The sequence below is a fragment of the Microbulbifer regidiadema (SeqCode) genome (assembly GCF_052467605.1).
In genome coordinates this window covers 4,315,361-4,328,976 of the sequence record NZ_CP174316.1, presented here as the reverse complement: position 1 = coordinate 4,328,976, position 13,616 = coordinate 4,315,361, and the positions used below count along the sequence as shown (strand labels likewise).

The 13,616-nt window shown below is 52.6% G+C and carries 8 protein-coding genes; 1 reads left to right on the top strand and 7 read right to left on the bottom strand.

The features are described from left to right. Positions 1-8 precede the first annotated feature (8 nt). On the bottom strand, positions 9-5,072 hold the full coding sequence (locus tag ACJJIF_RS19525) for an RHS repeat-associated core domain-containing protein (RefSeq protein WP_444929942.1): 5,064 nt from the start codon (positions 5,070-5,072) through the stop codon (positions 9-11). Between the two features lie 341 nt (positions 5,073-5,413). Here ACJJIF_RS19525 and ACJJIF_RS19520 point away from each other — a divergent pair, with 341 nt between their 5' ends. Then, positions 5,414-5,704: a hypothetical protein gene (locus ACJJIF_RS19520; protein ID WP_444929941.1), complete on the top strand. Its 291-nt coding sequence runs from the start codon at positions 5,414-5,416 to the stop codon at positions 5,702-5,704. 208 nt (positions 5,705-5,912) lie between these two features. Here ACJJIF_RS19520 and pyk read toward each other — a convergent pair whose 3' ends face one another. From pyk to edd, 6 genes are all read right to left on the bottom strand, one after another. Beyond that, positions 5,913-7,349 (bottom strand): pyruvate kinase, encoded by a 1,437-nt coding sequence (pyk, locus tag ACJJIF_RS19515; protein ID WP_444929940.1) that lies wholly within the window; start codon positions 7,347-7,349, stop codon positions 5,913-5,915. A gap of 117 nt (positions 7,350-7,466) precedes the next feature. Further along, positions 7,467-8,501, bottom strand: a complete 1,035-nt coding sequence (gap, locus tag ACJJIF_RS19510; RefSeq protein WP_444929939.1) for a type I glyceraldehyde-3-phosphate dehydrogenase — start codon at positions 8,499-8,501, stop codon at positions 7,467-7,469. A 78-nt stretch (positions 8,502-8,579) separates the two neighbouring features. Further along, positions 8,580-9,218 (bottom strand): bifunctional 4-hydroxy-2-oxoglutarate aldolase/2-dehydro-3-deoxy-phosphogluconate aldolase, encoded by a 639-nt coding sequence (gene eda, locus ACJJIF_RS19505; protein ID WP_444929938.1) that lies wholly within the window; start codon positions 9,216-9,218, stop codon positions 8,580-8,582. A gap of 21 nt (positions 9,219-9,239) precedes the next feature. Next, positions 9,240-9,950 (bottom strand): 6-phosphogluconolactonase, encoded by a 711-nt coding sequence (gene pgl / locus ACJJIF_RS19500; RefSeq protein ID WP_444929937.1) that lies wholly within the window; start codon positions 9,948-9,950, stop codon positions 9,240-9,242. A gap of 69 nt (positions 9,951-10,019) precedes the next feature. Then, on the bottom strand, positions 10,020-11,480 hold the full coding sequence (zwf, locus tag ACJJIF_RS19495; RefSeq protein WP_444929936.1) for a glucose-6-phosphate dehydrogenase: 1,461 nt from the start codon (positions 11,478-11,480) through the stop codon (positions 10,020-10,022). Positions 11,481-11,533: 53 nt separating this feature from the next. Continuing rightward, the gene (edd, locus tag ACJJIF_RS19490) at positions 11,534-13,351 is read right to left on the bottom strand and encodes a phosphogluconate dehydratase (RefSeq protein ID WP_444929935.1); all 1,818 of its coding nucleotides are present in this window, start codon (positions 13,349-13,351) and stop codon (positions 11,534-11,536) included. Between the last annotated feature and the right edge of the window lie 265 nt (positions 13,352-13,616).

The window sequence follows — 13,616 nt, the reverse complement described above, 5'->3', positions numbered from 1 at the left end:
CTAACACCTTAATTTTTATTCAGCGGAATAATCCAACTTTCATCCCAAGAATTAGTTCTTCCCATAAACTGATTCATTCCACCAGAGCCAGCGGCAGGATAAAACTCTGTGCGAGGTTCCCAGCCCTTTGAGAATGAATTGCCTAAAGGCCTAGGAACTTTAGCAGTATCAAGTGCCGATGTAGGAATTCTCAAAAGAACATCAGGCTCCCCCCAATGAGAAAACACTTGTGCTCTGTCCATGATGACTTTCGAATCCAAACCGACATAATCCGTAGACATATAGGTTGGCACACCATCACGACCACTTATGAAGTTTGCTGCTCGATAGTTGTCAAGATCTCCAAGCTTGGCAGCTCGATATACGTAATCTTGCTTAGCAATAGCGGAATCGAGGTTAGCTTGTAGCTCAGCACCTCTATTACGATATTGTGACATGAGGGACTTGTATTGCCCCTGAGTAAGAGAGCGCTCGCCTACCCCAGGGTTTCTTACCCAAGAAGGCGTAGTACCTATATTTCGAATTGAGTTCAATTCTGCATCTAGGCTTGTTCCATGAGGAGTTAGTTTGTTTGGAAAAACACCCTTCTGTACTTGCGGCCCAGCAATTGCATTAACTTGCCTATACGGGTCTTCTTTCGCCGCAGTCAACCCTGACGGGTCCACCCATTCAACCGGATTAGGCACATACTGATAGCTATTCGACCCACCCAACAATCCAACCGGGTCCTGCTGCGTAAACTCCCCAACTTCTGGATCATAATACCTAAACCGATTGTAGTGCAGCCCGGTCTCTTCGTCGAAGTACTGCCCTTGGAAGCGGATAGGCTGCTCTATCTGGTTCTTGTGGGCCAGGGCAATATTGCCATAGCTCTTATAGGCAACACTCCATACCACTTCGCCCTCTTGATTGGTAAGGGTATCAGGCGTTCCCAGATGATCTAGGTGGTAGTGGTAAACCTGTTCTTTCTCTTGTTTGCCTTCCTTTAGTGCAACCGGCTTGAAGGTACCCGGTTCAAAGTAGTAGGTGCGGGTATTCAGATCCTGCCGGGTGTGGATATCAGCCTTGTTTTCCCGTAGCAGGAGATCCCCATCCCAGAGGAAGCTGGTTTGTTCACTGTTAGTTGCCTTGCCAACACGACGGCCCAGCGGGTCGTACTGGTAGTGGACCTCTTGCTGAAGCTGTTCTTCTCCTTCTTCCAGCTTAAGCTTTTCTACCCGCACCAACTGCTGCCGAGCATTGTAGTGATAGCGGGTTTGCAGCTTCTGCCCTTTACCGCGTAGCTCGGCAATGCGGTTGCCGTGAATATCGTAGCGGTAGTGGGTATCACCACGGAAGGCTAAACGATTGCCTTTGACTTGAGAGGCACTGGCTTGCTGTTTTGCTTCATCCTTTGAGTTGGCGGCGGCCAGAATATTGTGTGCAGGATCGTGTACAAAATACTCGGGGTTGGGGCCATCTACCTGGGTGAGGCGATCCAGGGCGTCGTAGTGGTAGCTGCGTGTGCCACGCAGGCTATCCTCAATTTTAGAAATCTGGCCAGCTTTGTTGTATTGATAGCCGCGCTCCAATATGGAGTTTGCACTTTGAGTTGGATCAGAGACTGGGCCGCTGGCTTTGTTTAGACGTAACTTTTGCAGCCGTCCCTGAGGATCATAATCTCGCTGGCTTTCCAGGCCATTGCCATGCTGGCGCTGGCTCTCCCGGCCCTGTTCATCGTGACTGATACGGGTAATTAGCTGATCAATATCGCTACCTACGGGGCGGCGGTGCAGGCTCTGGAATTGGCCGGCGGGGTTAAAGGCGAAGTTAAGCACTTCGCCATCGGGCAAGGTTGTGGCGATACGGTTGCCGGCGGCATCATAGTTATGGCTGAGTTTATCTTTGCCCTGCCAATCTGCAGTGACGCGGCCGTTGGCATCGTATTCCCAGCGCAGTTTGCGGTGGCTATTTTCTGCTTCGATTAGCTGGCCGCTGCGGTTGTAACGGAAGTTGGTAATCCCATCTGGAGTCACTTCTTCCAACATACGCCCGAAGGGGTCGCGCTCAAAGATCGTATCGATACCCTTGCCGGTATCAGGATCAGTTACCGCTCTTGAAGCGATCAGATGGCCGGCGCGGTTGTAGGCGTAGCGGGTTACGCGGCCGTCGAAGCCTACCTCTTCAATCAGACGTTCGTTGAGGTCGTATTTAAGCTGGTAGCGCTCGCCATTTTCATTGGTGAGGCCAACCAAGTTGCGCTCGCCGTCGTAGTGGTATTCCAGGCGGCTGCCATCTGGATTGGTGCGCGCCTTAACCTGGCTGAGGCCGTCGTAGGCGTAACAGGTACTGCGGCCTTCGGAATCCATCACCTCCGAGAGCAGCCCTTGGGCGTTGTAACTGTACTGGGTGCGGGCACCATCTGGAGTAATAACCGCATGGATACGATCCTGAGTGTCGTATTCGTAGCGGGTGATTTGGCCGGGGGCGTGTTGTACTTCTTGCAGGCGGCGAGCCATATCATAGCGATAGTGCTGGTTGCGCCCCATAGGGTCTTGGATTGCTGCGAGCCGACCTTCCGGGTTCCACAGGTAGCGGGTGGCATTGCCGAGGGGGTCGGTAACGCTGCCGATCAGACCGACCGGGTTATAGCTGTAGTGGGTGCTGTTGCCGAGGGCATCAGTGGTGGCGACGATTTGTCCGTTTTTGTTGTATTCGCGCTGCCAGGTGTTACCGGATGGGTCGGTGACTTTGCCTGGTAAGCCTTCGTTGTTGTATTCGATGCGGTGGCTATTGCCGGCGGCATCGGTCTTTTGGATCAGGCGACCCTGATCGTCGTATTGATAGATCTCTTCGCGCAGGCTGCCATCATCGCTGGGCAGCTGGACCTTGGTTACCTGACCCAGCTCGTTGTAGCTGTAGAGGGTCTCTGCGCCTTCGGGGTCGCGGTGATAAATCGGCAGGGCGCGCTCGTTAAAGCGGAATCGCTCCTCGCCACCACGGGTATCGGTCACAGTAACCCCGTGCCCATCCTCATCCCAGGCAAACGTGTAGTTGTAGGTGGCCTGCCCATCGATGGGGTCGCCCCACTGGCGTATACAGCGGGCCGAGGGGCCTTCTCTATCCCATTCAAAGTAAAAGCAGTAGCCGGTTTTTAAGGTGCGCTTAGAGATGATATGTTGCTGGTATTCATAGTGCTCGCTGTAGCCATCGGCATCGGTGGCTTTTATCAGGTCGCCTTCGTCACTGTATTTGTACTGAGCCAGTATTTTAATGTGGCCATCGCGGGTTTCTTTTTTTAGCTCACCCATGCGCAGGCTGTTGCGCTGTCCTTCCGGTGGACTGATATGCAGGGCTTCGCCGAGACTGCTCTCGATACAAATCAGGCGTTCGCCGATATAGTGGAATAGGTAGTAGTTACCGTAGCCATCGCGAATTTCAGAGAGTTTTAGAGTGCCACTCTCGCCTATCGCCTTGAAATGTTTTTGTACGCCATTTAAGGCGCCGTAGGGACTGATCACCCAGTGTTTATCACTGATACGGATGAGGGATAACTTTTCTGCTACATTGTGGCTTCGCCCGCTATTGCCCGGTGTTGGCAAACTAATTACCCGACCCTCGGCATCGTAAAATTTTACGGTTTTATCACCTAAAACCAGGCGCTCATTTAAGGTATGAGCCCAGCCGTGGCCCAGGCCAAAATCCTTGCTATTACTGCTGCGATAAGATCGGGTTAAGGTTAATGGCAGGGGGCCATCCAGTACCGCATCCACCAGAGAGAGATATTCTTCCCCTGTTTTTACATTAACGGGGTCGGATCGGTGATAGGAGTTCTCCGCGTTCTGTGCAACCTCACCTTCCGGCGTCTGTCCCACTGCATTAGTGCCATTGTCAGGCTCGTTAGCATTGTTCCCTTGACTATTCTGAGCACTATTTGAATTACTGCTGGCGCTACTGTCAGAATTGCTATTATTTTGATTGCTGCTGGAACTGCTAGAGCTGGAACTACTGGAAGACGGGCCGCTGGAACTCTCAGGTACCGCAGCCTCAGAGGAGCTAAAGTCGGAGAAACTGGCGCTGCCGCCCTTGGCACTGCTTTCCTTGGAGTCCAGCAGTCGCTGTTTTTTTAGCTTGGCCAATTCCAGCATTAGCTCGCCGACCTTTTCAAACGACTTCAGCAGGCGCGCATTTTTAACCATCGCCGCAGCCGCACCGACACCCCCGGTAACGGCAGCAAGAACAATAGTGAGAATAATCTCAAAGGCACCACCACCGGCCATTTCGGTCATTTCAAGGCTGTGCTGGGCTTTTATATAATCCTGGGCAAAGCGGAAAATAATATCGCGCAGAGCCGGGTCATCGTAAATAAGCTGGGTAACATCCAGAGCCAGTTCCAGCTGCTGCCGGGTGATTGAGGAGGGGTCAAAGCCGAGAACATCGACGATTTCCCGTTGCAAGGCAGTGACATTCTCCCGGTGAGACTCTTCAAAGCTCTTGTCATGTAGGAAGTAGTTCGCTGTGGCAACCCCCAGCTTATGGGATTGGCGGATGGAATTGAGCATCAGCGCTACTTCAAGCACATCTTTAGTCCACACCGCCAGGCCCCAGGCGGCATTGCCCAAACCTGTGGCCCCGCTTTCAATATAGGCGCCCACTTTTTCCAGAGTGGAGCGCTGTTCGTGTTGCCGCTGGATCTGGGCCGCTTCGGCGCGCTCTTGGGCGATAATTTGCTGTAACCCCAGACGGATTTTAACGATTAAGTCCGCCGGCTGGTTTTCCTGTGCCGCAATAGCAGCGGGCGCCTGTTCGATAATCAGGCGGCTCTGTACCAGGGCGCGATAAATTTCCCGCGCATGAATGGATAAATAGCTCGGGGGCTCGGATGCAGGCCCTGAAAAAGGCGTGCCGAAGGTGCTGGCTTGGAGGCCGTTATTGAGAGGGAAGAAGTGTGTGTAAATCTTCTCAATGGCGGCATCGTCGAACATAGAAAGTAAATGGCTGGCATCCACCTGCATCGGGAGTGCAACTGAATCCCCCCCCACTGTCCTGACTTCGTACTGGATACCCTGCTTATTTTCAACACGTAGCTGCATAATAATTCTTTAAATACTCACGTCTAGGAAAGAGTAAATTCAGTTCATAGTGACCTAAGGGCCAGCGAGGCACCCCTGGACGATGGAACAATCGAATTTATTCATTAGACTCAACTCCAGGAATTGGAGCCCAGCGGTCACAAATAGGTGACTACTTCAAACAAAGCCGGTGTCGATTAAATTCGAAACGTTAAGACCTGCCAACAACACACCATTACAAGAGGAGCCCACTGAAGAAAATATTCTTAGGAAAATAAGCACTATTAAGTACTATCGCCCTATAAAAATATTAACTATTAGATTTTTCATTCTCCCCTATTGGGGGCAAATGAAAAACCTTTGTGGCGCCAAATAAAACACGGGGCGGAGATCTATTTTGCGAGATTACCGCAAATTATATGAAGGTGGTAGATAAGAAAGCGGTAAGACAGGAGCAAGAATATCTTGGGGGAGGAGGGGTAAAACTCAACTATAAAATTAATCTAAGCTTATTTTCGATAATTTTTTACTATATAGAAACAAATAGCACCGCCGTATTAGAAAATCATCCTTTAAATCGACTTTGCAATGCAAGTATTATTCATTTACTGAATTGTTTTTTATTAGGAGAATTAACAGCCAAGGATCGATAAAAATATTTAATTGAAGAATATTGAAGGCGCAGCAGTATTGGGCTTTAAAATTTGTGATGGCTATCACAGTGGATTTTCCACGGCAAGATGAAGAACGGCGAGAAAAATAGCAAGCGACAGGTGATTAGTCGCAAATAATTGAGAGCCGGCTAACCGGAATAGGCCCATCGCACCCAACCAGCAGGTGCGTGGACCCTTAGTCGAAGCCCTATTCGATCTCTTTAATACGCATAGAGTTGGTGTGTCCACCCATATTCAGGCGTTCACCCTGGGTAATCAGTACCCGCTGGCCTTTTTGCAAATCGATACGTGAGTTTAAGACCTCGATAACGGCTTCAGTCAGGTGTCCGAGGGGAACAGAAGCCGGGTCAAAGCTCACCGTCTCTACACCGCGCAGCAATACCAATTGACGGGCAATACGGGGATGCCGGGTCAGCGCGTAGATAGGCAAACGGGTATTGGCCCGGGACATCATCCTAGGGGTGCGGCCGGACTCGGTGAGCGCCGCAACAGCACACAGGTTTTCAACCCTGGTTGCAACATCGATTGCCGCCTGGGCAATAACCGTATCAATAAGCGCAGAAGAGCCGTGATCGTCAGCGGTATAAGGAACGCTGCCCAGGTACTGTTCAGCACCAATAATTACGTCGCTCATGGATTCCACAGCAGCGACTGGATATTCACCCGCTGCGGTTTCCGCAGACAACATCACTGCGTCGGTACCATCCAGTACCGCATTGGCCACATCCATTACCTCGGCGCGAGTGGGAGTCGGGCTGGTAATCATCGACTCCATCATCTGGGTCGCGGTAATCACGCCGCGATTAAGGGCATTGGCACGGTTGATTAGCTTTTTCTGTACTCCCACCAGGGCCGGATCACCAATCTCTACTCCCAAGTCACCCCGGGCTACCATAATAGCGTCGGAGGCCAGGATCAGGCTGTCCATTTGCGCATCGTCGGCAACCGCTTCAGCCCGCTCAACCTTGGCGACAATGGCCGCTTGGCTACCGGCCTCTGCCATGGCTCTGCGCGCGGTTTCCAGGTCTTCTGCACAGCGGGGGAAGCTGACTGCGAGAAAGTCTACTTCGAGCTCTGCCGCCAGCTTAATATCCCGGTAGTCTTTTTCTGTCAGTGCCGGTGCGGACAAGCCGCCGCCCAACAGGTTGATGCCCTTGTTGTTTGACAACTTACCGCCCTGTAGTACACGGCAGTAAAGCTTGCTCGGCGTAGTACCCGTCACTTCCAGGCGAATCTTGCCATCATCCAGCAGCAGAATATTGCCAGACTGGCAGTCACTGATCAGACTGGGATAGTCCACACCGACACGGTGCTCATCCCCCCCTTCAACTGGGCAGTCCAGATCGAGGGTAAACTCATCATTGTTTTCCAGCTGCACACTGCCCTTGGCAAAACGGGCAATACGAATCTTCGGTCCCTGCAAATCCCCCAAAACCGCAACAATTTTTCCCTGCGCTTCGGCGGCATTGCGTACGTCTGTAACCCGGCGGCGGTGATCCTCGGCCGAGCCGTGGGAAAAATTCAGGCGCACAACGTTTACCCCCGCGCGAATCATTTCGTCGATTACGCGGGGTTTATCAGTACCGGGGCCCAGGGTTGCTACGATTTTTGTATGGCGAATCATAAGATCCCGTCATCTAGTCGATTTAAAAGAAGGTTTAGAGAGCTATCAAACAGAAATCTTATCTCCATCTAATAGCCCTCAGTAGTGAAATTACCGCTATCTGATGCACTGAGAGGATCAGGCAGACTCGGCAATCGGCTGGTTCAGTTGCAGTGTCTCGGCCATCGCCAGACTGGTGTCGAGCATGCGGTGAGAGAAGCCCCACTCATTGTCATACCAGGCCATTACTTTCACCAGGTTACCATTCACGCGGGTATGGTTGGCATCAAAGTGACTGGACGCACTGGTATGGTTAAAGTCGACCGATACCAGGGGCTGATCGCAGTAGGTCAACACACCGCCACTGGCCTCGGCAGCTTCCTGCATAATTTGGTTTACTTCCTCAGCGGTAGTATCGCGGCTGGCGATAAACTGGCAGTCCACCAGGGAGACATTACTTACCGGCACTCGAACCGCCATACCATCGAGACGACCTTTCAATTCAGGCAATACCAAACCTACCGCCGCAGCCGCACCCGTTTTGGTGGGGATCATATTGTCCGCCGCCGCACGGGCCCGATAAATATCTGCGTGTACCGCATCCTGGGTGTTCTGATCGTTGGTATAAGCGTGCACGGTGGTCATAAAGCCCCGCTCAATACCCAATTCGCGGTGCAGTGCTTGAGCTACTGGCGCCAGACAGTTAGTGGTGCAGGACGCATTGGAAACCACGCGGTGCTCAGCGCTGAGGTTGCTGTCATTCACACCGTAAACAACCGTGAGGTCCGCATCTTTTGACGGCGCAGAAATCAGTACCGCAGCGGCACCGGCTTCAATATGAGCCGAGGCAGACGCGCGATCGGTAAAGCGGCCGGTACACTCGAGAACTAAATCTACACCCAATTGCTTCCAGGGCAGCTTGGATGGGTCGCGCTCCTGACAAACTTTAACTCGATCACCGCCAATAACCAGTGTTTCGCCATCGACTTTAACCTCTGTGGCAAAGCGACCGTGGATAGTATCGAAGCGGGTCAGGTGAGCATTAGATGCTACCGGAGCGAGATCATTAATTGCGACTAGCTGAATCTGATCACTGTAGCCGGATTCATAAATAGCCCGGGTGACATTCCTGCCGATACGACCGTAACCATTAATGGCAATTTTAATTTTCATCTCGCTTTACCCTCTTTATATACTTGTGCTTATTCAGATGCACCCACTCTGGGTGCAGCATACCGAGTGTGTCAGTTGTTATGGGGATTTAGGTTTCAGTGCCGCAGCCTGTTGTGCCTGTCGAGTAATCTCTGCCCAATTTTGTTCGCGAACCAGCGCGCTGCTGGCCATCCAGGAACCGCCCACACAAACCACATTGTCCAGCGCCAGAAAATCCGAGGCATTTTTTGGGCCTATGCCGCCAGTGGGGCAAAAGCGAACCTCCTGTAGCGGGCCGCCAATGGATTTCAGCATTGGCACTCCACCGGCTGCCTGCGCGGGGAAAAATTTTTGGTAGCGATAACCGCGCTCATACAAGCGCATAACCTCTGAAACACTGGCGGCACCGGGCAATAGTGGTACTTCGCTGCCTTCAGCGGCCTCCAGTAATTGATCGGTTGCACCGGGGCTCACCATGAAGCGAGCACCGGCGTCGATAGAGCGACGCAGATCATCACCATTGAGCACAGTGCCGGTGCCCACATGGGCTTCTGGCAGGTGTTTTGCAATTTGCTCAACCACTTCCAGGGCAGCTTCAGTGCGCAGGGTTACCTCAAGTACTTTCAGGCCACCTTCAATTAAGGCGCCAGCGAGAGGGAGGGCATCCTCGGCTTTATCAACAACCAGTACTGGGACAACGCCAGCTACCTGCAAAATCTCGGCGATATTTTTCTGCATCAGTTAATTCCAAATCGTTCGTTAAGGCGCCCAGTAAACAGTGACGGGTTTTAGTCCCTGCTTGAGAATACTGCGCACCGGCATTTCCATCTCGTCGCTGCCGAGCAATGCCTCTCGATAAACTTTTAGTTTCTCTTCGCCAGTGATCAACAACTTGATATTGCGCGCCTGTAAAATTGCACTCAACGTTAAAGTCATACGCTCAGTATTGGAGCCGGTAACTTCACTTTGATTGGCAATAATGGCACTGCACAATTTTTCCGATTCAGGATTTAGCGCACCCTGTAATCCCTGCGCATAGGGGAACAGTGATGCAGTGTGGCCATCACTCCCCATACCCAACAGGCAGACGTCAAACGGTTTTTGCAACTCGCTGTAAGCCTGCTCACACTCGTTTTCGCCTTCAGCAGCCGTTGGCTGTGTATTTTTCATGCCCAAAAAATTGGCTTCAGCACCAAAGTTCTGTAACAGCGACTTTTCGATAAAGGCAGCATTACTACCGCTTTCATGTTTTTCCACCCAGCGTTCATCGACAAGAGCCGCTGTAATTTTCGACCAGGGCAGTGGGCGCCGGGATAATTCACGATAAACCGGTTCCGGCGTGCTGCCGCCAGACACTAGAAAGCTGGCGTGACCGCTTTCTTTGATACCTTTTTGCAGTTCGCTGGCGCAGTCGTGGGCTAGAGCCTGTACCAGGCGCTCGCGATCTTGAAAAAATTTTTCTTCAGCCATGGATTCTTCCATTTATCTTTGTAGAGGCGGGCATTACATCAAGAATATCGGCGCCCGCCTCCCAGGTTATTACTGCGCGTTAAACCAGTGGCGGTCACTGCGTGACAACAGGTCGTGCGCCCCTTCTGGGCCCCAGCTGCCTGCTGGATAGGCCTGCGGCTGGCTGTCAGTTTCGCGCCAGTGCTCAATAATCGGGTCCACCCATGCCCAAGCAGCGGCAACTTCATCGCGATGGATAAAAAGCGCGGGGTTATTTGCTGCGGCATCCAGCATCAGACGCTTATAGGCGTCGCTGCGGAAGCTGTCATAAGTATCCGAGAGGGTTAAATTCAATTCAGCCGGTTGCAGCTCAGTGGTGAGGCTGTCCATTTTTTTCGCCATCAATACCAGCTTGATACTCTCCTCAGGCTGTAGGCGAATAACCAGGCGATTGGGGACAATCTTTCCGGCAGACTCGTCGTAGACACGGTGAGAAACGCTTTTGTACTGCACCACAATTTCGGCACAACGCTTTTCCATACGCTTGCCGGTACGCAGGTAAAATGGCACTCCGGCCCAGCGCCAGCTATCAATATGCGCGCGAATAGCGACAAAGGTTTCGGTCGCGCTGGTTCCACCGTCGAGTTCATCGAGGTAACCGGGCACATCACTGCCATTAATCTCGCCGGCCACGTATTGACCGCGCACAACGTTTTCATCGACCAAATTGCCGGTGAGCGGGCGTAACGCCTCCAACACCTTAATTTTTTCCGCCCGGATATTCTTCGCCGACATACTGTTGGGCGATTCCATGGCGATAAGGCAGAGCAGTTGCAGCAGATGGTTTTGCACCATATCCCGCATAGCACCAGTTTCATCATAAAACCCGGCACGCCCTTCCAGGCCTACGGTTTCTGAAATACTGATCTGGATATGATCAATGGTTTTTGCATCCCAAAGATGCTCAAACAATACATTGCTAAAACGCAGGGCGAGAAGGTTTTGTACCGTTTCTTTACCGAGGTAATGATCGATACGGAAAATACTATCTTCCGCAAAGTAGCTGGCAATTTTACTGTTAATTTCATCCGAGGTTTGAGCGTTATAGCCCAGTGGCTTTTCCACCACAACTCTGGAATTTTCAGTAATCAGGCCTTTTAACGAGAGGTTTTCACAACAGGGACCAAATACTGCCGGCGGAATCGCCAGATAAAAGATGCGAACCCGCTCCGGGTCGGTACCGAGGATTTCTGTCAGGTGATCCCACTGGGCATCGGGTACCGCAATATCCAATGCAAGTGGAGACAGTAATTGGCTAAACTGCTCCCAGCTCGAAGCACAGTATTCACCTTCGCGAAGATACCTTTGCAGTGCTTGATGGGCTGTTTCAATATACTGATCAACATCTGATTGACGGCGGCACACCGGAAGGATGCGGCAACCCTCAGTCAAGCTGCCCTCTCTAAATGCTCGGTAAAGTGCCGGCAACAACTTGCGCAGTGCAAGGTCTCCGCCTCCACCAAATAACACCATATCAAAAGGGTTAATCATAAATTTTGCTCTGAGATCGTTCTTGTCCCGGAGCCTTTGGGGCTCCGCAATAGTCAATAAAGTATGCTTGCCCCGGTCTCTGCACCGCTGGCAAGGCCGCGCATATTAGCGAATAGTTCACGGCCGGTACCACGGGCATTTTCAGAGAGGTCGCACTGGGCCGGTTCGCGAGCATCGAATTCAGCCTGATCGACCAGCACGCGCAGAACACCGACCTCAGAGTCAAGTTCAATCATGTCGCCCTCTTGCACCTTGGCAATCGCACCGCCTTCCACGGCTTCCGGCGACATGTGAATAGCTGCCGGGACTTTTCCGGAGGCACCGGACATACGCCCATCGGTAACCAGCGCCACTTTAAAACCGCGATCCTGTAGCACCCCCAAAGTTGGGGTCAGCTTGTGTAGCTCTGGCATACCATTGGCACGGGGGCCCTGGAACCTCACCACTGCCACAAAGTCGCGCTCCAGCTCGCCCGCTTTAAAGCGCTTCAACAGATCATCCTGGTTATCCAGAACAATAGCGGGCGCCTTCACTTTGAGGTGCTCGGATTTCACCGCAGAAACTTTGATCACACTGCGACCGAGATTGCCTTCGAGGAGCTGTAAACCACCGTGCTGGGAGAAGGGGTCAGTGGCCGGACGAATTACCGTCGTATCACCACTCTCCTCTGGGATTGGCTTCCAAACCACGCCGCTAGCATCGCTGTTCAGGAAGGGATCTTCACAGTAGGGCTCAAGGCCGGAATTGCCGAGCACCGTATGCACATCATCGTGTAACAGTCCGGCGGAGCGGAGTTCGCGAATCAGAAACTGCATCCCGCCGGCTGCGGCAAAATGGTTGATATCCGCAGTGCCGTTCGGGTACACATGGCACAGCAGCGGCACCACCTCAGAGAGGTCGGCCATATCCTGCCAGGTCAGCTGGATACCTGCCGCACGGGCCATCGCGATTAGATGCAGCGTGTGGTTGGTCGACCCACCGGTAGCCAGCAGCCCTACAACCCCATTGACGAACGCCTTTTCGCTGAGAATTTTAGCTACCGAGGTATGCTGGCTGGGCTCAGTAATTTTCACCAGCTGGGCCACTGCCGCCTCGTTTAATGCCGCACGCAAATCGGTACCGGGATTGACAAAGGAGCTGCCGGGCAGTTGCAGTCCCATAATTTCTACCAGCATCTGGTTGCTGTTGGCCGTGCCGTAAAAAGTGCAGGTGCCGGCACTGTGGTAGGAAGCGCTTTCCGCTTCCAATAGTTCGGCGCGCCCGACTTTGCCCTCAGCGTACAGCTGGCGAACGCGAACTTTTTCCGCATTGGACAAGCCTGTGGGCATTGGCCCTGCGGGTACAAAAATTGAGGGCAGATGACCAAAGGATAGGGCGCCGATCACCAGACCGGGAACAATTTTGTCGCAGATCCCCAGGAATATGGCCCCTTCAAAAACATCGTGGGAGAGGGCGATGGCGGTAGACATGGCGATCACATCCCGCGAAAACAGGCTGAGCTCCATACCGGCGCGCCCCTGAGTCACCCCGTCACACATCGCCGGTACACCACCGGCAACCTGGGCCGTAGCGCCATTGCGCACAGCCGCCGCCTTCAATTGAGCCGGGTAGGCACCGTAGGGCTGGTGCGCGGATAACATATCGTTATAGGCGTTGACGATTCCCAGGTTTGGCCCTCGGCCGGAGGCTATCAACTGTTTTTCGCTTTCCGGGGACGCGGCTATCGCGTGGGCCAGGTTGCCACAGGACACGTGAGCCGTTGCCCGATCTTCAATATGCGCTTTCTTTACCTGCGCCAGATACTCTGCACGAGTCTCTTCGCTGCGCTTAATGATGCGTTCGGTAACGGCCTGAACCTTGCTGTGAACCATGACTATCCCGTATTAACTCTGTTGAGGTGGTCTCGCGAACCAAAACCACCGAGGTCACCTATCAGTGGCTCGGGCCACCTGTGATTATCTTTCCGTGAAGGGCCTCGCGGCCGCAGAGCTCCCATTGCAACTCTTTGGTTGTAGTGCCACTGGTGGCCTATTACCCAATAGAAAATTTGAAACCTGGGGAACAAACTTGCTTTAACAAGCTATTGGCAGCCAGGAGCCTTTGAACCTGCGGCTACAGTGCCTCTGCTACCTGATA

Bases quoted from the DNA above. Each gene is read 5' to 3' on its own strand.
- eda (WP_444929938.1), bottom strand. From the start codon at position 9,218: ATGCAGAAAAATATCGCCGAGATTTTGCAGGTAGCTGGCGTTGTCCCA.
- pgl (WP_444929937.1), bottom strand. From the start codon at position 9,950: ATGGCTGAAGAAAAATTTTTTCAAGATCGCGAGCGCCTGGTACAGGCT.
- edd (WP_444929935.1), bottom strand. From the start codon at position 13,351: ATGGTTCACAGCAAGGTTCAGGCCGTTACCGAACGCATCATTAAGCGC.
- pyk (WP_444929940.1), bottom strand. From the start codon at position 7,349: ATGATTCGCCATACAAAAATCGTAGCAACCCTGGGCCCCGGTACTGAT.
- ACJJIF_RS19525 (WP_444929942.1), bottom strand. From the start codon at position 5,072: ATGCAGCTACGTGTTGAAAATAAGCAGGGTATCCAGTACGAAGTCAGG.
- zwf (WP_444929936.1), bottom strand. From the start codon at position 11,480: ATGATTAACCCTTTTGATATGGTGTTATTTGGTGGAGGCGGAGACCTT.
- gap (WP_444929939.1), bottom strand. From the start codon at position 8,501: ATGAAAATTAAAATTGCCATTAATGGTTACGGTCGTATCGGCAGGAAT.